The 24048-nt window shown below is 70.6% G+C and carries 22 protein-coding genes and 1 pseudogene; 12 read left to right on the top strand and 11 right to left on the bottom strand.

Annotation, left to right across the window (positions count from 1 at the left end; all coding sequences use genetic code 11):
- Window positions 1–58: 58 nt before the first annotated feature.
- A complete protein-coding gene (locus N0B31_RS15480; protein ID WP_260592528.1) occupies window positions 59–1717 on the bottom strand; it encodes a Cdc6/Cdc18 family protein in 1659 nt (552 codons plus the stop codon).
- 1427 nt (window positions 1718–3144) lie between these two features.
- On the opposite strand from N0B31_RS15480, the gene N0B31_RS15475 reads away from it, so the two are divergent.
- The 3 genes from N0B31_RS15475 to N0B31_RS15465 are packed head-to-tail and all read left to right on the top strand — an operon-like array spanning window position 3145 to window position 5155.
- Complete coding sequence (locus N0B31_RS15475) at window positions 3145–3786, top strand: GTP-binding protein (protein WP_260592527.1); 642 nt, start codon at window positions 3145–3147, stop codon at window positions 3784–3786.
- A 7-nt stretch (window positions 3787–3793) separates the two neighbouring features.
- On the top strand, window positions 3794–4189 hold the full coding sequence (locus N0B31_RS15470; RefSeq protein WP_260592526.1) for a DUF2073 domain-containing protein: 396 nt from the start codon (window positions 3794–3796) through the stop codon (window positions 4187–4189).
- A gap of 33 nt (window positions 4190–4222) precedes the next feature.
- Complete coding sequence (locus N0B31_RS15465) at window positions 4223–5155, top strand: OapC/ArvC family zinc-ribbon domain-containing protein (protein ID WP_260592525.1); 933 nt, start codon at window positions 4223–4225, stop codon at window positions 5153–5155.
- A 170-nt stretch (window positions 5156–5325) separates the two neighbouring features.
- Here the strand turns inward: N0B31_RS15465 and N0B31_RS15460 are convergent, their stop codons facing one another.
- Window positions 5326–5793 (bottom strand): hypothetical protein, encoded by a 468-nt coding sequence (locus tag N0B31_RS15460; RefSeq protein ID WP_260592524.1) that lies wholly within the window; start codon window positions 5791–5793, stop codon window positions 5326–5328.
- Window positions 5794–5982: 189 nt separating this feature from the next.
- Here N0B31_RS15460 and N0B31_RS15455 point away from each other — a divergent pair, with 189 nt between their 5' ends.
- The 3 genes from N0B31_RS15455 to N0B31_RS15445 all read left to right on the top strand — a co-directional run bounded on the left by N0B31_RS15455 (window position 5983) and on the right by N0B31_RS15445 (window position 10125).
- Complete coding sequence (locus N0B31_RS15455; RefSeq protein WP_260592523.1) at window positions 5983–7233, top strand: RAD55 family ATPase; 1251 nt, start codon at window positions 5983–5985, stop codon at window positions 7231–7233.
- Between the two features lie 167 nt (window positions 7234–7400).
- On the top strand, window positions 7401–8591 hold the full coding sequence (locus N0B31_RS15450; protein ID WP_260592522.1) for an aspartate kinase: 1191 nt from the start codon (window positions 7401–7403) through the stop codon (window positions 8589–8591).
- Between the two features lie 133 nt (window positions 8592–8724).
- Window positions 8725–10125, top strand: coding sequence for a tryptophanase (locus N0B31_RS15445; RefSeq protein ID WP_368389190.1), 1401 nt, complete (start codon window positions 8725–8727; stop codon window positions 10123–10125).
- A gap of 111 nt (window positions 10126–10236) precedes the next feature.
- On the opposite strand, the gene N0B31_RS15440 is transcribed toward N0B31_RS15445, so the two are convergent.
- The 3 genes from N0B31_RS15440 to N0B31_RS15430 form a co-directional block, all read right to left on the bottom strand.
- On the bottom strand, window positions 10237–10662 hold the full coding sequence (locus N0B31_RS15440; protein ID WP_260592521.1) for a universal stress protein: 426 nt from the start codon (window positions 10660–10662) through the stop codon (window positions 10237–10239).
- Between the two features lie 141 nt (window positions 10663–10803).
- Window positions 10804–11493, bottom strand: coding sequence for a metallophosphoesterase family protein (locus tag N0B31_RS15435; protein ID WP_260592520.1), 690 nt, complete (start codon window positions 11491–11493; stop codon window positions 10804–10806).
- Window positions 11494–11626: 133 nt separating this feature from the next.
- Complete coding sequence (locus N0B31_RS15430) at window positions 11627–12211, bottom strand: IMP cyclohydrolase (RefSeq protein ID WP_260592519.1); 585 nt, start codon at window positions 12209–12211, stop codon at window positions 11627–11629.
- 151 nt (window positions 12212–12362) lie between these two features.
- Here N0B31_RS15430 and N0B31_RS15425 point away from each other — a divergent pair.
- A pseudogene (locus N0B31_RS15425) lies at window positions 12363–13361 on the top strand (CapA family protein).
- Window positions 13362–13450: 89 nt separating this feature from the next.
- On the opposite strand, the gene N0B31_RS15420 reads toward N0B31_RS15425, so the two are convergent.
- Window positions 13451–14311 carry a phosphatase PAP2 family protein gene (locus N0B31_RS15420; RefSeq protein ID WP_260592518.1) on the bottom strand — a complete coding sequence of 287 codons (861 nt, stop codon included), beginning with the start codon at window positions 14309–14311 and terminating at the stop codon, window positions 13451–13453.
- Window positions 14308–16158, bottom strand: a complete 1851-nt coding sequence (locus N0B31_RS15415; RefSeq protein ID WP_260592517.1) for an ABC transporter substrate-binding protein — start codon at window positions 16156–16158, stop codon at window positions 14308–14310. The genes N0B31_RS15420 and N0B31_RS15415 overlap by 4 nt, the downstream gene beginning before the upstream one ends.
- Before the next feature lie 151 nt (window positions 16159–16309).
- On the opposite strand from N0B31_RS15415, the gene N0B31_RS15410 reads away from it, so the two are divergent.
- From N0B31_RS15410 to N0B31_RS15395, 4 genes are all read left to right on the top strand, one after another.
- Entirely contained in the window at window positions 16310–17701 is a 1392-nt protein-coding gene (locus N0B31_RS15410) for an arylsulfotransferase family protein (RefSeq protein WP_380627997.1), read from the top strand.
- Window positions 17698–19524, top strand: a complete 1827-nt coding sequence (locus N0B31_RS15405) for a putative glycosyltransferase family protein (RefSeq protein ID WP_260592515.1) — start codon at window positions 17698–17700, stop codon at window positions 19522–19524. Before N0B31_RS15410 ends, N0B31_RS15405 begins: the two co-directional genes overlap by 4 nt.
- A 968-nt stretch (window positions 19525–20492) precedes the next feature.
- Window positions 20493–20927, top strand: coding sequence for an SRPBCC family protein (locus tag N0B31_RS15400; protein WP_260592514.1), 435 nt, complete (start codon window positions 20493–20495; stop codon window positions 20925–20927).
- 72 nt (window positions 20928–20999) lie between these two features.
- Window positions 21000–21749: a CPBP family intramembrane glutamic endopeptidase gene (locus N0B31_RS15395; RefSeq protein WP_260592513.1), complete on the top strand. Its 750-nt coding sequence runs from the start codon at window positions 21000–21002 to the stop codon at window positions 21747–21749.
- 2 nt (window positions 21750–21751) lie between these two features.
- On the opposite strand, the gene N0B31_RS15390 is transcribed toward N0B31_RS15395, so the two are convergent.
- From N0B31_RS15390 to trxA, 4 genes are all read right to left on the bottom strand, one after another.
- Window positions 21752–21886 carry a C2H2-type zinc finger protein gene (locus N0B31_RS15390; protein ID WP_260592512.1) on the bottom strand — a complete coding sequence of 45 codons (135 nt, stop codon included), beginning with the start codon at window positions 21884–21886 and terminating at the stop codon, window positions 21752–21754.
- A gap of 77 nt (window positions 21887–21963) precedes the next feature.
- On the bottom strand, window positions 21964–22128 hold the full coding sequence (locus N0B31_RS15385) for a hypothetical protein (RefSeq protein WP_260592511.1): 165 nt from the start codon (window positions 22126–22128) through the stop codon (window positions 21964–21966).
- Between the two features lie 95 nt (window positions 22129–22223).
- Window positions 22224–22643, bottom strand: a complete 420-nt coding sequence (locus tag N0B31_RS15380) for a helix-turn-helix domain-containing protein (RefSeq protein ID WP_260592510.1) — start codon at window positions 22641–22643, stop codon at window positions 22224–22226.
- Between the two features lie 80 nt (window positions 22644–22723).
- Window positions 22724–23158 (bottom strand): thioredoxin, encoded by a 435-nt coding sequence (gene trxA, locus N0B31_RS15375; protein ID WP_260592509.1) that lies wholly within the window; start codon window positions 23156–23158, stop codon window positions 22724–22726.
- Window positions 23159–23299: 141 nt separating this feature from the next.
- Between trxA and N0B31_RS15370 the strand changes: the two genes are divergently transcribed.
- A complete protein-coding gene (locus N0B31_RS15370; protein ID WP_260592508.1) occupies window positions 23300–24019 on the top strand; it encodes a helix-turn-helix domain-containing protein in 720 nt (239 codons plus the stop codon).
- Window positions 24020–24048 lie beyond the last annotated feature (29 nt).

The following is a 24048-nucleotide window of genomic DNA, read 5'->3' as shown; positions in this document are numbered from 1 at the left end:
CCACGTTTTCCCGACGAGCGATGCGGTTACGACGCACCCGAGGAATGAAGAGTGGATTCTAGTTGTCGAACCGCGCCTGCACGAACGGCTGCACGTCCTCAATGTCCCCGAGCCGGGAGTCGCTGAGGAGGACGGCCTCGGTCTCGTCGATGGGGACCGACAGGGAGATCTCCTTGGTGCGGCCGTAGCGCCCCTTGCTGACGACGACGGCGTTGACGATGCCGAGCATGTCGAGTTCGGAGATGAGGTCGGTCACGCGGCGCTGGGTGAGGACGTCGGCGTCGACCTCCCCACAGAGGCGCTTGTAGATGTTGAATACCTCGCCGGTGTTGATGGAGTGGACGCCGTTCTTCTCGAGCAGGATGGTGGCGTAGAGGACGAGTTTCGACTGGGTCGGAAGGGTTCGGACCACCTCGACCACGCGGTCGAGTTCGATCTTGTCCTGGGCCTTGCGGACGTGCTTCTCGTTGACGATGTCGGTCCGGTCGCGCTCGGCGAGTTCACCCGCGGTGCGGAGGAGGTCGAGGGCGCGGCGGGCGTCACCGTGTTCCTGCGCGGCGAACGCGGCACAGAGCGGGATGACGTCGTCGGTGAGCGTCTCCTGCTTGAACGCGACGTTGGCGCGCTGCTGGAGGATGTCGCGCAGCTGGGTGGCGTCGTACGGCGGGAAGACGATCTCCTCCTCGCCGAGCGAGGACTTGACACGGGGGTCGAGGAAGTCGGTGAACTTCAGGTCGTTCGAGATGCCGATGATGGAGACGCGGGAGTTCTCGAGTTCGGAGTTCATCCGCGAGAGGTTGTAGAGCGTGTCGTCGCCGGACTTCTCGACGAGCTTGTCGATCTCGTCGAGCATGATGACGACCACGCGCTCGTGGTAGTCGACGGCGTCGAAGAACGTGGAGTAGACGCGGTCGGTCGGCCACCCCGTCATCGGGACGGGTTCCATCTCCGCGAGTTCGGTCTCCAGTTCGTCGATGCGGTCGGTCAGCGCCTCGAGGGTGTCGTACTCGGTGTCCTCGAGGGCGGCGGGACCGCGTTCGTCGACCGCCTCGTGGAGGTCGCGGACCTCCTCGAGCTTCGCCTCGATGACGTTCTCGTTCTTCTCGATGAACTTGTTCGCGAGTTGCGCGAGCACGCGGTACTGGGTGTCGGTCACCTCGCAGTTGATGTACTCGACCTCGCAGGGGACCTCGTACTTCTGGCTCGTGGATTCGAGTTCCTCGCTGACGAACTTCGCGCTCGCGGTCTTCCCGGTCCCGGTCTTCCCGTAGATGAGGATGTTCGAGGGGGTGTCCCCGCGAAGCGCGGTGACGAGGATGGTCGCCATGTTGTTGATCTGCTCTTCGCGGTGGGGGAGCTTGTTCGGCGTGTAGGCCGGGCGGAGGACCTCCTTCTTCTCGAAGATGGGTTCGCCCTCCAGCAGGTCGTCGAACAGCCCGCGGGAGGCGCCATCGGGGTCCTCCTCCGCGTCGTCGAGGAGCAGGTCCTCGATGTCGATGGGGTCCTCGGGGGGAGTGGACTCCGCCGGGGTCGCGTGGGCGTCGGGAGCCGAGTCCGGGTCCGAACCGGCCCCGTTCTCGTGGTCCGCCCCGTTCGCGCCACCGGTATCTGCCCCGTTCGTGTCGGCCCCGTTGGCGTCGACCCCACCGGCACCGGGGTCCTCGTCGACGTCGGTCTCGTACTCTCCCTCGTCCGCGTGTGTGTCCCTGTCGTTCATCCTGTCGACTCCGGGGTCGTCCACCCCACCGTTTCGACTGGAGTCGTCGCCCCCGGGCCGCAGAACCGCGTTGTGAGCGGTTCTCCCCGCCACGAGCGGCGGTCGGGGGGTGACTCCGCGTCCAGTTGATGCACGAGAACCCGTGGTTGTAGAGATATTAAGGATTACGGTGGGGCACCCGTCGCTCCGTAGTCGGGCGGACGCGGAGCCACGGTGCCGCGTGGGCAGCGATCAGCCCGGTGGTCGGCGACGGTCGGCGACGGTCGGCGACGGTCGGACGGCCTCCCCTCTCGTCTGGACGTCAGCCTCGACACCGATCGCTCGTCGCCCTCGGTGGGTCGGGTTCTCGCCTCGACCGGTCGGGCGGAGACTCGGGACTGGTGGACCCCCGACCTCGACGCGGTGTACGAGGCGAGATAACACGGCTCGTGAGACGACGAGTCGTGGTAGGTGAGGCACGAGTCGGGAGACCCCCCCCACCCCTTCGTTTCGAGTGGAACGGGGACACGAGGGAGGTGGGGGGACCGACCGTGCGTCTAGAGGCGGAACGGCTAAGTACCCGTTCGTTCAACGGCACCCGTAGAACTAGAAGACGGGTTTCTGGTGGTGGTTCTGCTGTTTCTAGTCTAGTAGAGTCGCGATTCCAGCGGTCAGAACGGTTCTACAGCTAGTCTAGCTCGAAGCGGCACCGCCGCGCCCGCCCGTCGTCCTCACGCCAGTTTCCTGCTCCACTCGAAACGAAGGGGTGGGGGGGGGGTCTCGACAGTCGAGTGTCACCACGGGTCACGACACCGTCTAACACTCATCCGACTCCCACTCATCCGACTCCCACTCCACCGGCTCGTCCGCTCACTCGTCGTCGTCCCTCCACTCGCTGGCCGACCGTCAGTGTCTGCCGCGCCCTCTATCTGCTCCGTCCTCCGCCCACTCCGTCCTCCCGCAGTCGGACGCATCCTCCTGCTTCCCCCTCGTGGAAGACGGCAGGTGAGCTCGGTCTGTGGACCACCAGTCCCTCGTGGGCGTGGACTGGTCGACCCGTCGCTTCCCGCCACCGACCACTCGCCCCCCGCCACTGGTCACCACCCCCTGACGGCCCCCACTTCGGGTGGAACCGGCTCCGCCCGTGACGGCCGTCGTCGCCACGCCGTCCCGTGGTATCGGCTCTCTCGCTCCCGCCGCTGGCGGGTCGGACCTCCGTTTCACGTCGGGCGGGTTCCGGTCACTCGCCGTCGGTTCCCCCGCGACGAGCCCGGTACGACCGACGACGCCGATACTCCCGCTCCGTCCGCGGACGCGAGAGAGCGGCCCCGTACCCGTCCAGTTCGTGATAGGTGTCTGACGCAGGCTTAAGTGAGTGGACTGGGGTAGTACGGGCAGAGCGGGTCCGATTTCGACACGAAACGGGGCCGCGGGAGGACCAGGAAAGGATGGGACTGCTTACCGACTTCAGAGACAGTATCAGGCGGGTCACGCGGAGTCTGTTCTCCGCGCAGGACCCGAAGCGGATCGGTATCTACGGCCCGCCGAACGCGGGGAAGACGACGCTGGCCAACCGTATCGCACGGGACTGGACCGGCGACGCCATCGGGCCCGAGAGCCACGTACCGCACGAGACACGGCGTGCCCGGCGCAAGGAGAACGTCGAGATCCAGCGTGACGGCAAGAGCGTCACCATCGACATCGTGGACACGCCCGGCGTGACCACGAAGGTCGACTACAAGGAGTTCCTCGAGCACGACATGGAGGAGGACGACGCCATCCGTCGGTCGAGGGAAGCGACCGAGGGCGTCGCCGAGGCCATGCACTGGCTCCGGGAGGACGTCGACGGCGTCATCTACGTGCTCGACAGCACGACCGACCCGTTCACGCAGGTGAACACGATGCTCATCGGCATCATCGAGAGCCAGGACCTGCCGGTCCTCATCCTCGCGAACAAGACCGACCTCGACGACTCGTCGGTGACGCGCATCCGCAACGCGTTCCCCCAACACGAGACCATCCCGCTCTCCGCGCTGGAGGGTGACAACATGGACGAGGTCTACGAGAAGATCGCGGAGTACTTCGGGTGAGATAGAGATGGCAGAACTCAAAGCCGACGACGGTGGTGACGACGGGGACGGGGTCCAGATCGACCTCATCAGCGCCGAACGGATGGAGAACCTCCGGACGATGGAGAAGATACGGCTCATCCTCGACGGGGTGCACGACGACAACATCGTCATCCTCGAGAGCGGGCTCACGCCCGACGAGGAGTCGAAGCTCATCGAGGTCACGATGTCCGAGATCAGCCCAGACGGGTTCACCGGCATCGAGATCGAGACCTACCCGAGCGGCGGGAGCGACTCCGGCTTCCTCGGGCGCATCATGGGGAAGAAGGACGACTCGAAACTGACCGTCATCGGCCCGGCGAACCGCATCAAGACGCTCCACAAGGACGAGAACTTCATCAGCACGCTCGTCACGCGCAAGTGAGGTAGCCCGGCGCGCACCCCACCCTACCAACGAATGCCACACCAGTGTACCACGTGCGGGCACACGTTCGCCGACGGCTCCAAGGAGATGCTCTCGGGCTGTCCGGAGTGCGGCGGAAACACGTTCCAGTTCCACCCCGCCGGCACGGACGTCCCGGACGAGCCACCGAGCGAGGAGCCACCGGAACCGGAGGGCGGCGCCGCGACCAACCGCGTCGGCCGGGCCGCCACGAAGGTCCGCGACTTCGTCGGTAGCGGGTCGGCAGAGGAACAATCACGGACCCAGTCCGAGAGCGCCGCGTCCGGAGCCGCATCCGGAGCCGAGTCCGGGGCCGCGGCCACCGACGCTGGGACTGGCACTGGCACTGGCACTGGGACCGGGACTGAGACCGAGGCCAGCGCCCCCGATCCTGAGGCCCCGTGGCCCGACGCCGGCGACGACGCCACGAGCGCCGACGCCGGGGCGGGTCCCGCAGTCGAGGACGACCACGACTCGGAGATCATCGACGCCGACGCGCGTCGCGAGGCCGCCGAAGACCGGGCGCAGTCGAGCGCCCGCGGCGAGATCGCAAGCCCCGACGAGGTGGCTGACGGTGCCGCCGCAGCCGAGGCCGAGTCGCCGTCCGGGGGTGCGAACCCCTCCGCTTCCGGTGGAAGTGTGGCACCGTCTGGCGCGGGGGACACTCTCACGGACGCTCCCTCCGCCGGCGCCGACGGGCCGCCCAGCGGCGAGGGACGCGTCGTCAGCGAGCCGACGGGCGAGCAGCCGGACATCGAGGAGCTCCGCGAACAGCTCAACGACCAGTTCGAGTCCATCAAGATCGTCGAGCCCGGCGAGTACGAGCTGAACCTGATGGAGCTGTACAACCGCGAGGAGTACATCATCGCGCTCCAGGAGAACGGCCGCTACGTCATCCAGGTCCCGGAGAACTGGCTGGGTGACCGGCCGGGCTCCCAGCAGTCCTGAGTCGGCAGTCCAGAGCCGGCAGTCCCGAATCGGCAGTCCGGACTCGGTGATTCCGAGCCGGCAGTCCGGACTCGGAAGCCCCGGGCCGGCTTCCGCTGTCTCACCTTCCCCTCTCCTCCCCTCTCCTCTCTCGCCCCGACTTCGACGTCTACACGCGTTCCCTCCGAGACTTACGGGTCCAGCCGGTACCTGACCGTCGCGGTCCCGTCGAACCGCGGCCCGGGTCCTTCCTCTGCGAACCCGACCGCTTCCGCCACCGAGCGGTGGCTCTCCTCGTCGGCGGCGACGAGCAACTCCACGCTCATGCCCTCGTTGGCGGCGAACCGTCGCGGCTCCTCCAGCAGTCGCCGGGTCGCGGCCTCCGGTCCCTCCATCTGCGTGACGTGGACGGTCTTCCGTTGTGCGTCGAACGAGACGAACCCGACGACGCGTTCCTCGCCGGGCGCCCTCTCACCCGGCTCGTTCTCGTCGGCCGCTCCACCGTCCTCACCGCCGCTGTCGGCCGCACTGTCGCCCTCGCGCTCGACGGCCACGCGGACGGTCCGGTCGTGGACGAGGTTGCGCATCACGTCCGTCGGGGCTCCCGTGAGCTCGGCGAGTCGCTCTGCGTCGGCCTCGACTGCGTCCCGAACGTCCATACCTCGGGTGGGTCCCGGACGGGCGTAAATCCTCGTGCCGGGACGCCCACGACCCCCGTGGTTTCGACTCCAGATAGATGAGTGTCAGGCGACGATGAATTCGGGCGCTGTCGGCCGATTCGAGGCTCTCTGGCCCGCTCGCGCCCGAGAACCACAACTTGTAGGCGTGTCCGCCCCGTAGCGTAGCCGATGAGTGAGGACCTCGCCGACGGCTCGGCGGACGACCCCCCCGAGGACCCGCCGGCGTACTGTGACTTCTGTCGGATGCCCATCCCCACCGACCCGGTCCGCGCGGCGGCGGCCGTCGTCGACGGGGACGGCGACACCGACACCGACGAGTACGTCTTCTGCTCCGAGGCGTGTCGGGACGCTCTCGCGGACGCCGAGTTCGCCTTCACGGAGTACCACGGCCACCGCCGGGTCCGACCCGGGGTCTCGGCGTTCGACGCCTCGCTCCCGCAGGGGTTCCCGCGCAACGCGTTCGTGCTGATGTCCGGCGAGGCCGGCACCCGGGACCGGGCGGTGCAGGCCGAACTGGTCTGGCGGACACTCCAGCGCGGCGAGCCGGTCGTCATCGTCTCCCTGCAGGAGCCACCGGGAAGCGTCGTCCAGCAGTTCCTCACGCTCGAGTGGAACGTCCTCCCCTACCTCGAACGGGGGCAACTCCACATCGTCGACGCGTTCACCTACCGGTTGAGCGACCGGGACCGGATGTTCGACCGGATGGACGAGTGGAACAAGCACCTCTACGACGTGGCCCGGGACGCCACCACCACCGTCCGTGACCCCTCGGACCTCGGGGAACTCCACAACAAGGTGGACAACGCGATGCGAGCGCGCGACATGGTCGACGACGGGCTGGTCCTCGTGGACTCCCTGACGGAACTCGGCACGCTCGTCCAGCCGGTCCGGGCGTACAACTTCGTGAAGGACCTCCGTGCCGACGTCTGCAAGGGGCGGTTCGTCCCCATCTTCGCCGGCGCCACCCTCTCGGGTGCCCGCGACGAGTTCCCCCACGACCTGGAGTACGTCGTCGACGGTATCGTCGAGATGCGCCTGAACCAGGAGATCATCGCGGACACGCTCATCAAGCAGGCGCGCATCCGGAAACTGAACGGCGTCCTCGTCATCCCCGAGTGGCACGCCTACGAGTACACCTCCGGGACGGGGATGGTGCTGTTCGACCCCGAGGAGGAGCAGGAGAAGACGCGCAAGCGCCGGGAGGCGGAAGCCGCGGCCGACGCCGAGGAGGGCGAGGACGGAGACGGCGACCCGGACGAGGAGGGAGAGACGGCAGACACCGACGCCGACGCCGCGACGGCCGACCCGGCGACCAACGGCGACGGGACCGACTCTCCCGCCGACGCGGATGACCCAAACGAGGACGCCCGCCCGGCGGAGGCGGCGGACACGACGGCCTCGGGTCGCGACGAAGCCTGAGTGGGTACCACCCCGCTTCCCGCTCGTGCCAGGTGTCCGACGGCAAGCGTTCGCAAGAGGGACAGGGTTAACCCGGCCCCAAGGGTACTGCGCGCCATGAGCCAGCAGCACGTCAGGAACACGGTGTGTCGACAGATGACGGTGTGTCGACAGGTGGCGGTGGTTCGATGCGTGTAGTCGCCAAGTTCGGGGGGACCTCCCTCGGCAACGGGGACCGGGTCAATCGCGCGGCGGACTCCGTCGCGGCGGCGGTCGAGGCCGGCCACGAGGTGGCCGTCGTCGCCAGCGCGATGGGCAGCACGACCGACTTCCTGCTCGACGCCATCACGTTCGAGGCGGACGAGCGTGAGGAGGCCGAGATCGTTTCGATGGGCGAGCGGACCTCGGTGCGGATGCTGAAGGCCGCGCTCACCTCGCGCGGGGTGAACGCGGAGTTCCTCGAACCCGGCTCCGAGCACTGGCCGGTCATCACCGACCCGCAGGGGGAGGTGGACGTGGAGGCGACCGCCGAGCGTGGCAAGCGACTCGCCGCGCGGATGGCCGCCGAGGGCGTCGTCCCGGTCGTCACCGGGTTCCTCGCGCAGGACCACGACGGCAACATCACCACGCTCGGGCGCGGCGGCTCCGACACCAGCGCGGTGATGCTCGGGAAGTACCTCGACGCCGACGAGGTCGTCATCGTCACCGACGTGGAGGGCGTGATGACCGGCGACCCACGGGTCGTCGAGGGGGCGCGCAACGTCGGGAAGATCACGGTCGACGAACTCCGGAACCTCTCGTTCCGCGGGGCCGAGGTCGTCGCGCCCTCCGCGCTCTCTTACAAGACGGCGGACCTCGACGTCCGCGTCGTCCACTACCAGCACGGCGACCTGCTCACCGGCGGGACGAGCATCGAGGGGCAGTTCGAGAACCTCATCGACCTCCGCGAGGGGAAACTGGCCTGTCTCACCGTCGCCGGGCGCGCCATCCGGAACACGCCGGGCATCCTCGAGGAGCTCTCGAAGGCGATGGCCGAGGCCGACATCAACGTCGACGCCGTCGCGTCCGGGCTGGACTCGGTCACCTACTACGTGGACCAGGACCGCGCCGAGGAGACCGAGGCCGCGCTCCACGAGACGGTCGTCGGGAGCGACGCGCTCTCCTCCGTGACGGTCGAGGACGACATCGCCGTCGTCCGGGTGACGGGTGGTGAACTCCCGAACCAGCCGGGGATCCTCCGACAGATTATCGACCCGCTCGCGGACGCGAACATCACGCTGCTGGACGTCATCACCTCGGCGACCAGCGTCGCCGTCTTCGTCCACTGGGCGGACCGCGAGGAGACGCTGCGTATCATCCAGGAGGAGTTCGCCTCCTGAACGGTCGCGACGATTCGTCGCCCACCAGACCTGCACACCGACGGACCGACCCGTCGCCTCTCGCCCCGTTCTCCACCGTCGACGCCCGCGAACGTCCGGAAAACGGCTTCACGGCTCCCGTCGACCCTCACGCATGCTTCACTATCGGGTCCGGATGGTCGAACCCATCCACCTCCCCAGCCGTGCGGACCGCTCGGCCGCGCTCGAGCGCGCCGGCCACAACGTGTTCAACCTCGACAGCGAGGACGTCTTCGTCGACCTCCTCACGGATTCTGGCACCGGCACGATGAGCACGGCTCAGTGGGCCGCGATGTTCGAGGGCGACGAGGCCTACGCCGGGTCCCGCTCCTTCCACGACCTCCGCGAGGCCGTCGAGGACGTGACCGGCCTGCCACACACCATCCCGGCCCACCAGGGCCGCGGGGCCGAGAACGCGCTCTACGGCACCCTCCTCTCCGAGGGCGACGTGGTCCTCAACAACACGCACTTCGACACCACCCGTGCCCACGTCGCCAACCAAGGGGCGGAGGCCGTCGACTGTCCCGTCGAGGGGGCGTGGGACCACGACAGCGAGGGCGAGTTCCTCGGGAACTTCTCCATCGAGAAGGCCTGGGACGTCGTCGACGAGGTGGGGGCTGACCGCGTCACCGTCGTCGTCTCGACCATCACGAACAACTCCGCTGCCGGCCAGCCGGTGAGCCTCGAGAACCTCCGCGAGACGGCCCAGTTCGCCCGTGATATCGACGCCCTGTTCGTGCTCGACGCCTGCCGGTTCGCGGAGAACGCCTACTTCATCCACGAGGCCGAGCGGAGCGAGGCCTCGGAACGAGCGAGCGGTGAAACCGCGAGCCGGGAACGAGAGGCCGGCCAGCACGACCGTCCGCTCGCGGAGATCGCCCGCGCCCAGTTCGACGACGCCGACGCCGTCGTCGTCTCGGGGAAGAAGGACGGCCTCGTCAACATCGGTGGGTTCGTCGCGTGCCGCGAGGAGTCGCTCGCCGACCGCGTGAAGGCCCGGACCACGCTCTACGAGGGGTTCCCCACCTACGGCGGGATGGCGGGGCGCGACCTCGCGGCGATGGCCGTCGGTCTCCGGGAGGCGGTCGAACCTCCCTACGTCGCAGACCGGGTCGGACAGGTCGCGTACCTCGGCGACCTGCTCGCGGACGCCGACCTGCCTGTCTTCCAGCCGACGGGTGGCCACGCCGTCTACCTCGACGCCGGCGCCGTCCTCACCGACATCCCGGCCGAGCGGTTCCCGGCCCAGCGGTTCGTCTGCGAACTCTACCGCGAGAGCGGGGTCCGCGCGGTGGAACTCGGCGAGTTCGCGTTCCCAGGCGCGGGCCGGCCGCAACTCGTCCGCCTCGCGCTCCCGCGGCGGACCTACACCCGCGAACACCTCGACCACGTCGCCGACGGCGTCGCCGCCGTTGCGGACCGGGCGGGCGAGTACGAGGGCCTCGAGGTCGTCACGGAGCCACCGATGCCGGAGTTACGCCACTTCAGCGCCCGGCTGCGGTCGGTCCCCGCCTGAGAGTCGCGGTCGATCTCGACCGTGGCAGGGGACCGAGCGCGCAGCAGTCGGATCACGCCACACGCACAGCGGGTTCGGCACCATCCGCTGGACCTCCGGACCAGCCTGTCGTCAGCGAACGACGATGACCGTGGTCGGCGCCCGACGAACGACGTTCTCGGCGACGTTCCCCAGTAACACCCGGGAGACGCCCTCTCGACCGTGGCTCCCGACGACGATCTCGGAGACGTCGTGTTCCTCCGCGAACGCGACGATCTCCCTGGAGGGCTTTCCGGCCACCGTCTCGATACGGAACTCGATATCCTCGGCCTCGAGGAGCGTCCTGATGTCGTCGGACAGCTCGCTGCGCTTCTCCGCCTGTGCCTCCCGGAGCCGGTCTTGGACGATGTCGAAGCCGGCTTCGAGCATCCCGTCGGCGGCTTCGATGACGCGAAGGAGGACGATCTCCTCGTCTCCACACTCGCGCACGGCTCTGACCGCGCGCTTCACCGCTTTCTGTGCCGGGTCGGACCCGTCGTAGGCCACGAGGACTGCCATACGAGTACTCGACATCGAACGAGGATAAATCTCTACTCCATGCTCGACACGAGGGGCCGCGACCGCTGAACGCGGGGGCCTCGCCGGTCGCACGCTCGTGCCCCCCCCGCGACCGCCGTCGTCGGCTCTTCTGCGACCGTCTCACCGGCCCTTCCGCAACCGGGTCCCCGACCCCTCCGGCAGGCCCGCCGCCCGAACCGCGTCGACCATCGCCTCCACGTCGTACTCGACCCGGCGTTCCTCGACGGTCAGGCTGTCGAGATCCAGAATCGCGTAGGCCGCCCGCGGGTCGCCGTCGCGCGGCTGGCCGACGCTCCCGGGGTTCAGCACGAGCCCCTCGTCGAACCGCTCGTGGCCCTGGACGTGGGTGTGGCCACAGACGAGCACGTCACACCCCTCGGCACCGGACACCTCCCGGCGGGCCGCCTCGATGTCCTCGCCGGAGAACAGCGCCGGGTAGACGTAGCGGTCCGGGTCGTCCGGGTGGCCGTGGACCACCGCGACCCGGCCGTCGAACGCGGCGAGCGTCGTCGACAACCCCGCCAACCACGCTCGCTGGTCGTCGGTCAGTTCGCGCCGAGCGTAGACCACGCCGTCGCCGGCGCTGGAGTTGAACGAGAAGCCGGTGTCCGTCACCACCGCCCGGTCGTGGTTCCCGAGCACCGTCGGCACCGCCCGCTCGCGCATCACGTCCACGCAGAATCCGGGGTGGGGGCCGTAGCCGACCACGTCCCCGGCGCAGAGCCACCCGTCGACCGGGGGACAGTCCTCGAGGACGGCCTCGAGCGCCGGACGGTTACTGTGGAGGTCGGAGACGACGGCGACGCGCATGGCGGGGAGAGGGGGGCCACCCGTTTAGCTCTCCGCCCCGGTGTGTGACCGTCTCCCGAACCCCTTCAGTTCGTCTCCACGAAGATGACACTCACGTTAGGCTAGGTGTCTGGGCGGGTCCAGCGACGGGCGTCTAGCCGTTGTGGAACGCCGTCTCGACGCCCGCCTCGCCGACCGTGGCGGCGGCCGCACAGACCGGGTGTTCGAGGTCGAGGTCGTAGAGTTCGCGGGCCGCCTCGCTCGCCGTCTCGGCCCCGAGGTCGAACGGCTCCGGGGAGTCCGTCTCGTAGGTGGCGACGAGCGTGGGCTCCTCGACGGCCTCCACGACGAGGGCGTCCCGGCGGACGGTGGCGACGAACGCCTCGTCCTCGCTCACGACGCCCGCCACGCGGGGGGTGTCGTAGTCGTCCTTCTCGAAGTCGAGCGCGAGCAGCGAGAGCGCCAGCGCGTCGCGGGGCGGGTAGCCCAGCTCCAACTTCTCCGTGACGGGGTCGACGTGCGACCCGTTGCCGACGACGACGAGGTCCTCGCCGGCCCGCTCGGCCGGGCGCAGGCAGTTGTACGAGACGTAGGGGTTGTCCGTCTCCGGAGCGTCCGCGGTGGGACCGACGGTGAGGGTGCCGTCGCGATCAACGACGCGGCGGTCGGGGAACGAGCGCGAGGAGACGCGGTAGGCGGCGATACCGGGTCCGACGACGACGAAGCGGCCGACGTACATGGGGGTGGGTTGCGGAGCGGGGTACGTGGCTCTACCGACTCCGGGTGCGCCGCCCCCTCCTGTCCTGTCCTGCCCTTCGAGTCGGCGAGACCGAACCGGTCGCTCGCCGACCGCGACGTTTTGTCCGTCCGTCGTCTGCCGACGGCACGCCATGCCGTTCCACGTCGGACTCACCGGCGACGTGATGCTCGGCCGGGTCGTCGACGAGCGCCAGCGGCGGCGTCCCGTGACGGCCGTCTAGGGTGACCGCCTCGACCGGCTCCGGGGGTTCGACGGACTGCTCGTCAACCTCGAGTGCTGTCTGTCGACCCGCGGCGAGCCGTGGCGACGCACGGCGCGAGCGTTCCACTTCCGGGCCGACCCGGACTGGGCGGTCCCGGCGCTGGAGCGGGCGGGCGTCGACTGCTGCGCGCTCGCGAACAACCACGTCCTCGACTTCGAGACCGAGGCGCTGGCCGACACGCTCGCGGCGCTCGATTCGGCCGGCATCGCCAACAGCGGGGCCGGGCCGGACCGGTCGGCGGCGCTCGACCCCGCCGTCGTCCCCGTCGGGCCGCTGACCGTGGCGGTCGTCTCGCTCACCGACAACACCGTCGAGTACGCCGCCACGGCCGACCGGCCGGGGACCGCGTACGTCGACATCGACGTCGAAGACCCGGCGACGCGGGCGACCGTCCGCGAGTGTCTCCACCGGGCGCGGGCACACGACCCCGACCTGCTCGTCGCGTCGCTGCACTGGGGGCCGAACATGACCGTGGCGCCGCCGGGCCGGTTCCGGCGGTTCGCGCGCTGGCTGGTCGACGCCGGGGTCGACGTGGTCCACGGCCACAGCGCCCACGTCTTCCACGGCGTCGAGGTGTACCGTGGACGGCCGGTGCTCTACGACACCGGCGACTTCGTCGACGACTACGCCGTCGACGGGCGCCTCCGCAACGACCGGAGCTTCCTGTTCGACCTGACCGTGACCGAGGAGGGGCGGCCCACCCGACTCCGACTGGAGCCGACGGAGATCAGCGACTGTGCGGTCCACCGGGCGCCCCCCGACGTGGCCGCGTGGTCCCGCGAGCGGCTGCGCGAACGGTCGGCCCCGTTCGGGACGACGTTCGAGCGGGACGGCGACGCGCTGGTGCTCGACGTCGACGAGGGGTGACCGCGAGGCCCCCGACGAGGGGCGACCGCCGCCGTGGGGTGCCGAGCGCCACTGCCCGCCGCCGGGTGCCGACCGCCGACCCACGCCGGTCAGGCGGTTCGCTCGCTGCGCTCCCCGCGTTCGCCGCACTCGGCGCGCTCGGGACACTCGCCCCGGTCGTCGCCGACGTCGGCCGAGAGGCCGAGCGCGACGTGGACGCAGGCGCCGGCCAGCACCAGCCCACCGAGCACGTCGGTCAGCCAGTGGATGCCGAGGTACATCGTGGCGACGGCGACCGAGAGCGCGAGCGAGGCGGCGATGGGCGTCCAGCGGGGGGCGACGGCCCGGAAGCGGTAGGCCAGCACCGCCGCCGTCACCGACAGCGAGGCGTGGAGCGACGGGAACACGTTCGTGTTGACGTTGACGGCGCTGGTCAGGCGCTGGACGCCCGGCCAGCTCGTGTAGAGCAGCGAGTCGACGAGTTCGGGCATGAAGTTCCGCGGGCCGTAGGCGACGAACAGGACGTAACAGACCAGGCCGACGCCGTAGTTCAGGCCGTAGGCGACGAGCGTCGCGTACAGCGGCCGGGGCGCCCCGCGGAGCGCGTAGAGCACGAGCGGGAACGTGAGCAAGAAGACGTAGCCGAACACGTAGACGAACCCGAAGTACGCCGTCAGCGGGGGGCCGGCGAACGACTGGAGGTCGGCGACCAGTCCCCCCTCGAGGGCGTGGATGCGCGCCGTGACGTTCACCCCGACGAGCCACGAGAGTTCGACGCCCGCGTCGCGGACGACACCGTTGACGAGGAGCACCCCGGCGAGCACCGCACCGGCCGGGGCGACCCGGCGTGCGGTCCGGCGGGCGGCCCCGAGCGCGGCGCGTGGCTCGCCGACGCCGACGACGGCGAGCGAGACCACGTGGAGCGCGAGGACGACGCCGACCACCTGTGCGAGGAGCGCGAGCAGCGTCACGTCCGCCCCCCGACGAGTCGGCCGTCGTCGTAACGGTAGCCGGCCTCGCGGAACGCCTCGCGGACCCGTTCCTCGTCGAGGTCGCCCCTGCGTCCGAGGAACGGGGTGACCGGGTTCCCGTCGTCCCACTCCAGTGCCGCCGGGTACCACCGGGTGTCCCAGAGCGGGCCGACCGCGGGGTGGCCGTAGCCGTCGAACACCGTCTCGACGAGGTGAGTACCGTCGACGAGGCCGGCCAGCGTGTTCCGGAATCGCGGGTTGTTGAGGTGGGGACGCCGGACGTTGTACCCGAGCACGTACGGCGTGGCCGACCGCTCGACGAGCAGTTCCAGCCCGGCTCTCCGGCCGATACGGGGGACCGTCTCCGCCCCGACGGGGGTCGCGGTCACGTCGGCGTCGCCGCTCGCGACGCGCTCGACACAGCTCACGTCGGAGCCGGCGATCAGGACCACGAGGCGGTCGAACGCGGGGCCGCCGAGGTCGAGTGCTCCGACCGAGAAGTGGCCGTCGAACCGCTCGAGGACGAGCGACTCGCGGGGCGTGTTCCGGACGAACCGGAGCGGACCGCTCCCCACCGGCGGGATGTTATTCGTGACGAGTGCGTCGGTCACCGGGCCGACGTCGATGCCGCCGAAGGTGGCGGGGCCGGTCCGCTCGCGCCAGACGTGTGCCGGGAGCACCGGGACGGTGAACGCGCGGACGGCGACCGTGGGGTGGACGCCGCCGAACCGGAACTCGACGGTGGCGCTGTCGAGCGCGGTGACCGTCTCCACCAGCCCGCTTCGGCCGCGGAACCGTGGGGCGGGGACCGGCGCACTCGCCTGCGTCGTCGTCTCGGTGCCGTCGGGGACCGTCCCCCCAAGCGACGTGTCCGCGAGCAGGTCGTAGGTGAACGCCACGTCCTCGGCGGTGAGTGCGACGCCGTCGTGCCACTCGGCGTCCTCTCGGAGGTGGACCTCGGCGACCGCCGGGTCGGTCCGGGGGAACTCCCAGCGCTCGGCCAGCCACGGCTGGAGGCGACCGTCGGCCTCGCGGCCAAGCGAGTCGTAGAGCAGCCCCGTGAGCACGCCGTTCCGCCGGAACTCCACGGAGAGCGGGTTCAGGTTCGTCGTCGCGCGGTGGTCGGTGGAGGCCAGTCGGAGGGTGGTGGGTTCGCCGTCGTCGCCTCGCCTCCCGTCGCCTCGCCTTCCGACACCCTCGGCTCCCCCGACCGACGGTGCCACGTCCGCGATCGGGAGCGAGAGGTACCCCTGCGCCGTGTCGAGGTCGGCCGCCCCCCAGTCGGCACGGTGCCGGTCGGCCGCCCGCACGTCGTCGGCGAACCCGAGGACGGTGAACGGCTGGCTCCGGGCGAGACGGCGCTGGAGCTGGTCGAGGGTGTCGTATCGACGCCCGCCCGCGACCCGGCGCTGGGCTTCGAGCAGGTCGTCCACCTCGAGGTCGGCGTAACCGAACGGGTTCTGCCAGCCGGGGGCGTCGGCGTACTGCGAGTGCAACAGCGGGTAGAGCCCGTCGGGGTCCCGGACCCACGCGGGGAGGCGGGTGACGAACAGGTCGAACGCGCCGCGCAACAGCGTCTGCCGGGAGAGTTCCTGCTCGGACATCGGGAGGACCTGCGCGTCGAGCCCGGCGGTGCGGAACCACTCCGCGACGGTCCGCGCGAGCTCGAGCGCGTACGGGTCGGCGTCGGCCGGGAGGGTCTCGATGCGGAGGCGGACCTGCTCGGGTGAGCGCCAGCCGGCGACGCTCCGGAGCCGCTGGAGACACCCTCCCGAGAGCACGGTGGCGCCGCCGGCGATACCGGCGAGTGCGGCCCGTCGACCGACCGGTCGAGACCTGTCGCACATCGGTCATGAGGGTGGGTCGCGGGCGGATATATGTGTTGTGTCTGGTCACCTCCGAAATCCCGTTTACGACCTCGTGAGGCTCTCTGTGGGCTGATGGTCTCTCTTCGATGAGACTACCCAGAAGGTTTTGACCGACGAAGGACACGTCCGGATGATGCACGCCGGAGTCCGCGCCATCCGGGCCGCGTTCGCGGCCCTCGTCCTCCTCTCAGCTGCGACGCTCGGCGCCGGCTACGTCGCCGCCGACCGCGCTGGCGACCGGGTCACGGGCGACCCGGCCGTCGAGCAGGCGTTCCGGACCGGCGAGCGTGGGCCGGTCGTCGGGTCCCGCTCCGCCATCACCGTCGTCGCCACCGACTCGAACGCGTTCGTCAGCGACGAGGACGACGCGCCCCGTGCGATGGCCGAGCTCGTCGCGTTCGCGCCAGACGGGACCGTCTACTACTACGAGAACGACCACACCCGCTACTGGGACGTGGACCCCGTCGAGGGGACCGCCGCCACCGTCGAATTCGTCTACGCCGACCACCTCCCTCCGGCGGCCTGCGACGGGACGGTCTGCACCCGCAACGGGGTCGAGCGGGTGAATCTCACGACCGGCGAGCGGACCGCCGTCTACAGCCGTATCACGCCCGGCAAGCACTCGACCCGGTGGCACGATGTCGACCGCCTCGGACCCGAGCGCCTGCTCGTCGCCGACATCTACGCCGACCGCGTGTTCGTCGCGAACACGACCACGGGCCTCGTGGAGTGGTCGTGGGACGCCCAGTCCGACTTCGACGTCTCGAGTGGCGGACCCTACCCCGAGGACTGGACGCACCTCAACGACGTGGAGGTCGTCGAACTCGACGGGCGCGAGGTGGTGATGGTGAGCCTGCGCAACCAGGACCAGGTCGTCTTCGTCGACTTCGAGCGGGGACTCCTCGACGAGTGGACGCTCGGGACCGACGACGAGCACGACACGCTGTACGAACAGCACAACCCCGATTTCGTCCCGGCCGAGCGGGGTGGGCCGGCGCTGCTCGTCGCCGACAGCGAGAACGGCCGGGTCGTGGAGTACCAGCGCGAGGACGGCCGGTGGGTCCAGTCGTGGACGTGGGCCGACGCCCGCCTCCAGTGGCCGCGCGACGCCGACCGCCTCCCGAACGGACACACGCTCGTGACGGACTCCAACGGCGACCGCGTGCTCGAGGTGGCCCGGAACGGCACGGTCGTCTGGACCGCGTCGGTCGGGTTCCCCTACGAGGCCGAGCGACTGGGCACCGGCGACGAGAGCACCGGTGGCGAGAGTGCAGCCGCCCTCGGGCTCCCGGACCGGCACCCGCCGCCGCCCTCGGCGTCGGTCCGGGCCCGCGTCGAGGCGACGCTCCCCGGGCCCATCGTCAACGCCGTCTCGTACCTGTTCCCGCGCTGGGTCGGGCCGAGCGAGGCGCTCGCCGTCCTCGGCCTGGTGGGCGGGACGCTCGGCTGGGTCACCTTCGAGTACCGACGGGCCGACCGACGGCTCCGCCCCCGGTGGCCGTTCCGGCTGGAGCGCCGATGACGCCGGGTCTCCTCGACCGACGCGACGGGCCGTGGCTGGGGGCCGGACTCGCCGCCGGCGTCCTCGCCGTCGCCGTCTACCTCGTCACGAACCCGTACCCGGCGTACGGCGCGGGCCTCTACCTCCGACTGGCCGAGGCGCTCGTCGCGAACGGCTACGTCCCACCCCCGAACGTCTCGGGCTACACCGCCGCCGGCGTGCCGTTCGCCTACCCGCCGCTGCAGTTCTACGTGCTGGCGGGGCTGCTCGACCTCGGTGTCGACCCGGTGACGATCGCCCGCCTGCTCCCCGGCGTGGGGGTCCTCGCCGCGCTCGTCCCGACGTACCTGCTGGCGCGTGACTACACGGGCTCGCGGCCGGCCGGTGCGCTCGCCGCCGCCGCCACCGCGCTGAACCCCCAGTTGCTCCAGTGGCACGTCTCGGCCGGCGGCGTCGTCCGGGCGTTCGCGTTCTGCTACGCGCTCCTCGCCGTCTACGCCGGTTACCGCGCGTTCGAGGCGGACTCGCGCCGCGGGGCACTCGGCGCCGTGGCGCTCGGGGCGCTCGCGTTCGGAGCGACGCTCCTCTCACACCCGACGTACACGGTGTTCGCGGGCACGAGCGTCCTGCTGCTCTGGCTGGTCCGCGACCGGAGCACAGCGGGGTTCGCCCGTGGCACGGCCATCGCGGTCGGTGGGGTGGCGCTCGCGGCCCCGTGGCTGGGCTGGGTGGTCGCCACGCACGGGCCGGACGTGCTACTGGGGGCCGCGGGGACCCACGGTGGGCTCGGTGGGGGGACCGACACGCTCGACGCGGGGCTCTCGCTGGCGCTGCTCCCGGTTGTCGGGGGACTCTACCTGCGCTGGCGTGGCGACCGCTTCCTCCTCGCGTGGGCGGCGGTCGCCCTCGTGCTGTTCGCGCAGGCCCGGTTCGTCTTCGCGGTGGGGAGCGTCGTCCTCGCGGCCGTCGCGGCCGACCTCTCGGGTCGACTGGCGTTCGACACGCTCGAGGGCACGGTCGCGGGCGTGGACCGCCGGTCGGCGCTGGCGGCCGCCTGCCTCCTCCTCGGGACCGTCGCGGGCGCGGGCTACTTCGCCCACGAGGCGACGCTCGACGGCGACCCCTCGACCCCCGAGTTCCTCGACGACGAGAGCGTCGCGGCGATGGCGTGGGTGCAGGCTGAGACGGCCCCCGACGCGACGTTCGTCGTCCTCGGCGACGCGGCCGAGTGGTTCCCACTGCTGGCCGACCGGACGATACTCGTCGGGCCGTGGGGGGTCGAGTGGCGGGGGCCGACGGCCTACGAGCGACAGCTCCGGGCCTACCGGCAGGTCTCGGCGTGTGCGACCGCCGACTGCGTCGAGCGGTGGTTCCCGGCCGACCGGTCGCCGACGTACGTCTACGTCCCGCGCGGGGGCTACACCGTCCGTGGCCACCAGCACGTCGCGTTCGGGACGCTGGAGCGGTCGTTCGCCGTCTCGCCGGCCTGGGACCGGGCCTACGCGAACCACGGGGTCGTCGTCTACCGCGCGGTCGGGCGGGACCGCCCCGGGTCGCCGGGGTCGCTCGGCCCGTGGCTAGATGAGGTCCGCGAGCGGGACGACGAGCGCGACCAGCCAGCCGCCGAGGGCGAGCGCGCGGACCCGGCGGTCGCCGCGAGCGACGCCGGCGGCCAGCAGGCCGAGCGTGGCGGCCAGCGCGAGGCGGTGGCCGACGAGCGACGCCGGATACCGGTGGACGCCGACGACCAGCGCGTCGAGGGCCAGCCCCGCGAGCAGGCCGCCGGTCGCGAGGACGGCCACCCGACCGGTCGGGCGGTCGGGGGCGAGACGGTGGACCAGTAACGGCGGCCCGGCTACGAGCAGGGGGTAGCCCACGGCGACGGCGAGCTTCGGGGGCAGGCCGCCCAGCGCGAGCTCGGCCGCGAGTCCACCCACCCGGACGCCCACGACGAGGCCGGCGAGCGCGAGCGCGAGGCCGAGCTCTCGATGGACCCTCGTCCTCCCCCATCCACCGACCAGCGCGACGGGGAGGCCGACGCCCGCCCCGAGGAGCGCCGCCGGCACGAACTCCACCACCGTCCAGCGCCCGGGGCTCCCGCCGCCGACGAACCCGTGACGCACCTCGGAGACGTTCCGGACGAACGGCTCGTCAACGAGGTCCGAGGCGAGGAAGCGTGCGCCCGACGGGACGCCGGTGACGGTGTGGCGGAGCCGGAACCAGTCCCAGTACTCGGTGTGGAGCTGGAGCGCGGTCCAGTCGCCGCTGGGTGGCCCGTAGGCCCTGGCGTGGGTCCGCGACCCGAGGTAGGTGCCGACCTCGACCTGATAGTCCGACGGGCGCCACTCGCCGGTCCCGTCCGGGCCGACGACGTAGGTGTACCTGACCGAGCCGTGGGCGGGTCGCCAGCGCGAGTCGGCGTCGGTGAGCGCCGCCCTGACGCGTTCGGGCGACCCGCGGACGAGGACGTTCAGCGCGAGCGTCCGCCCCTCGACCGACGGACTGCGGCTGGTGTAGGGCCACAGGCGGCTCTCGCTCTCCCCGCCGACGGGGGTCAGGAGTCGGTCACCCGCCGGGGTGGTGTCACTCGGCCCGCCCGGGTGGGCCGCGAGCGTCCCCCCGAAGAGTACGGCTGCGACGAGCGCGACCCCGACGGCGACGATGACTGTCCGCACGATGTAACGGTTTCACCGGTCGGACGAGATAACTCCTCCACCCGACTCGGCGAGCGAAAGCCGACGGTGAGCCCTCCGATTCGCCCGGATGGAGCGCGTCCGGACGGATTATCCTCGCGCGGCCCCTCCGTGGGGGTGTGATCGAAGTCAGCGAGTCCGCCGTGGTCGACGCGCCGCTCGCCGCGGTGTGGGCGTTCATGGACGACCCCCACAACCAGCCCGAGATATCGCCCTCCATCACCGACGTCCGGGACGTCGAACAGGACGCGACCGGCAAGTCGCTGTCGTACACCTACCGGATGGCGGGCGTCCCCATCGACGGGTCGATGTCGACCTCCACCTACGACCCCGAGGAACGGGTCGTCTTCGACCTCGAGGGGCCGCTCTCGGGGACCATCACGTGGACGTTCGAGGCGCTCGACGACGGCCGGACCCGGGTCACCTACGGTGCGGCCTACGACCTCCCGTCGAAGGTGCTGGAGTCGGTGGTCCGGCGGTTCGCCGAACGGTACAACGAGCGGGAGCTGCGGACGACGCTGGAGAATCTGCAGACACAGTTCGCGTCGGACTGAGTCCGCCCGCCGGCGCGGCCACCAGCCGGCCCGGCCGACGGCTATTTGCTGTCGGCCGCGGAACAGGACGCGATGTCGAGTGACCGCCCGACCCACGACACGACCCGCTCGGAAGGGTCCCCCAGGCGCGAACGGTCCGCTCCCTGGTACGTGGCCGGCGCGTTCGCCCTCACGGTCGCCGGTATCGTCGCCTCGATACTGCTCTCCGTCCCCGCGTTCTTCGTGGGTATCGACACGCTCGTCGGGTTCACGCTCTCTATCGTCCTCGGAGAGGCTGGCTACGCGCTCGTCGCCGTCGCGTTCGTCGTCCTCACCGGCCGAGGGCTGTCGTCGTTCGGCCTCGGCCTGCCACCCTCGTGGGGGCTGGTCGCGCTGGTGACCGTGGGCGTCTTCGTGTTCCGGACCGCCGTGGTGGTCGGCGCCGTCGTGGTGGGTGTCGAGCCGTCACCGCCCTCCATCACCGGTGTCGACCTGCCCCTCGAGACGATGCTCGCGGTGCTGGTCCCGGCGTCGCTGCTCGTCGTCGGCCCCGCCGAGGAACTCCTCTTTCGCGGGACGGTCCAGCCGTACCTGCGCGAGCGGTTCTCACCGAACGCGGCCATCGTCGGCGCGGGCGTGCTGTTCGCGGCCATCCACGTGTTCGCGCTGATCGTCGCGAGTCCCGCCAGCGCCGCCGTCTCGCTGGGTGTCATCCTCGTCGTCGGGCTGGCGATGGGGTGGCTCTACGAACGGACTGGCTCCGTCCTCGCCCCGATGGTGGCGCACGGCGGCTACAACGCGCTCATCTTCGGGAGCGCGTACTTCCTGACGCGACTGGTCTGACTCTACGGCGGCACGTCCCCGTCCATCTCGTGGTACTCCCAGACGTGGTCCTGCAGTTCCTCGCGCGTCGCGAACCGGTCGTCACACAGCTCGCACTCGAACGGCCGTTCCTCCGTGACCTCCTCACGTCGAGCCATGGCTCACGCTCCGTCGCAGCCGGAGAAATCGTTAGGTGAAGGTTTCCGGACGGTCCCGCCCGGAACCGCCGCCGCGGTCACTCGTCCTCGGCCAGTTCCTCCTCCGCGAGCTCCTCCTCGTGTTCCTCGCGGCGCCTCTCGGCGGCCTCCCTCTCCGCCAGTTCCTCCTCTACCTCGTGCTCGCGCTGCCGTCGCTCCTCGTCGAGTCCCTGCTCGTCGCGCCCCTCGCGTGTGTCGCCCATGGTCGGCCGTGAGGCACGCTACCGTTTAGCCGTTTTTCGCCCCGAGCCGGACACTCACGAGACCGGGTATCGATGCGGGAGTGGTGGTGCGCCGCTCAGCGGGAGAGGGCCGGCCCGTCGGCCTCGGAGACGGACTCTCGCTCCCCGCCGTACTTCGTCTCGAACTCGCCGACGAGCTGGCCCATCGTGGCGTACCAGTCGTTGAGCAACCGCTGGAGGTCGCGGGCGACCTCGTCGGCCGGCGCGGGCTCGAACACGTGGTGGTAGCCGCCGCCGGCGTCGTTCACCTGCTCCTTGCGGCAGAACCCGGCCTCGACGAGTCGCTGGACCGAGCGGTAGGCGGTCGAGCGCTCCCGGTCGACGGCCTCGGCCACCTCGTCGACGGTGAGTGGTTCGTCCGCCGCCGTGAGGACCCCGAACACCTCGCGGTCGAGGCCTCCCAGTCCGTGGAAACACTCCAGCAACCCCTCGCACTCGATGTCCTCCTCGAGGTACTCGCGCATCGGCTTGGGCATACCTGCACCAGGGACCGACGCCGCAAAAGTCTTGCGCGTTAGGTGAACAACTGTACCCGTCGGTGGGACCATCTCTAGCGTCAGCCGAGCTTGGAGATGAGCCCGGCCAGGTCCTCCTTGCCGCGGACGCCGACGATGCGCTCGACGGGCTGGCCGTCGGCGAAGAACATCATCGTCGGGACGCCCTGCACCTGGTACTGGCCGGCGAGCTGCTGGTTCCGGTCGACGTCGACCTTCGCGACGGCGACGTCGGTCTCCGCGGCCAGCTCCTTCACGATGGGCTCCAGCATCTTACACGGCCCACACCAGTCGGCGTAGAAGTCCACGAGCACGACGTCGTACTCGTTCACGGTCTCCTCGAGAGCGGCCGCTCCGTCGACGTGGACGGGCTCGGACGGCCCGACACCGGCCCCACCGGCGTCGGCCTCCCCGTCCGCACCTTCCCCGTCCGCGCCGTCGGTGAGTTCCTGTCGTCGCTGTTCGCGGAGCCGATCCAGATCGTCTGATTCGCTCATGACAGCCATCGGTACGCGACGGTCGTACAAGTATGTTGTGCAAGTAATGTGCAATACTCGGGTCCGAAACGCGCCCGGCCGTCACCGTCGGCATCGCCGCGTTCGCTACCGCCAAGACCGCCGACCGCGTACCGTCGGGCGATGCGGGAGTTCACGTTCACCGTGGTCTACGACCGCGGTGTCGACCCCCTGATGGACGTGTTCCTCGAGACCCCGGCACTGACCGCCGTCTCCTTCGACGGGTGCGTCCTCGGCGACCGGTTCTGGCGTCTCGAGCGGTTCACGGGCCCGCCAGAGGCACTCGACCGGGTCGAGCGCGTCCGCCGCGACGAGGACTACGACGACGAGGGAGTCACGGAGACGCCCGTCGAGGCTGTGCGCTACCACGAGACGGTCGAACGCGACGGCGACCGGCTGCTGCTCTACTCCTACGTCTCCGACATCCACGGTGGCGACTCGGTCCACTCCATCGCCGGGCGCATCCTCGACGAGGGGGCGCTGTTCGAGACGCGCCGGCACGAGGGCCGCCACGAGTGGCGCGTCCTGCTGCGCACCGACCGGAACGTGGGCCAGCTCTACGACACCCTCACCGGCCGGCTCCGCGACGGGCTCGCCTTCGAGACGGGCCACCTCCGCGAGGTCGATGGGTGGAACCCCGCACTGCTGAACGAGCCGTCGCTCCCCGGCGAACAGCGGGTCGCGCTCCGGACGGCGTGGGAGCTCGGCTACTACGAGACGCCCAGCGACGCGTCGCTCGACGACATCGCCGAGGAACTCGGCGTGCCACGGTCGACGCTCTCCTACCGCCTGCGACGGGCCGAGGCACAGCTCGTCCGCGACCACTTCGAGGGACCCGGCTGAGCGACCGAGCACTCGCCCTGGCGTCGGGA

Source organism: Salinirubellus salinus, assembly GCF_025231485.1.
Taxonomy (GTDB): Archaea; Halobacteriota; Halobacteria; order Halobacteriales; family Haloarculaceae; genus Salinirubellus; species Salinirubellus salinus.
The sequence above is the reverse complement of the archived record's forward strand: the minus strand, read 5'-3'. Positions and strand labels throughout refer to the sequence as shown.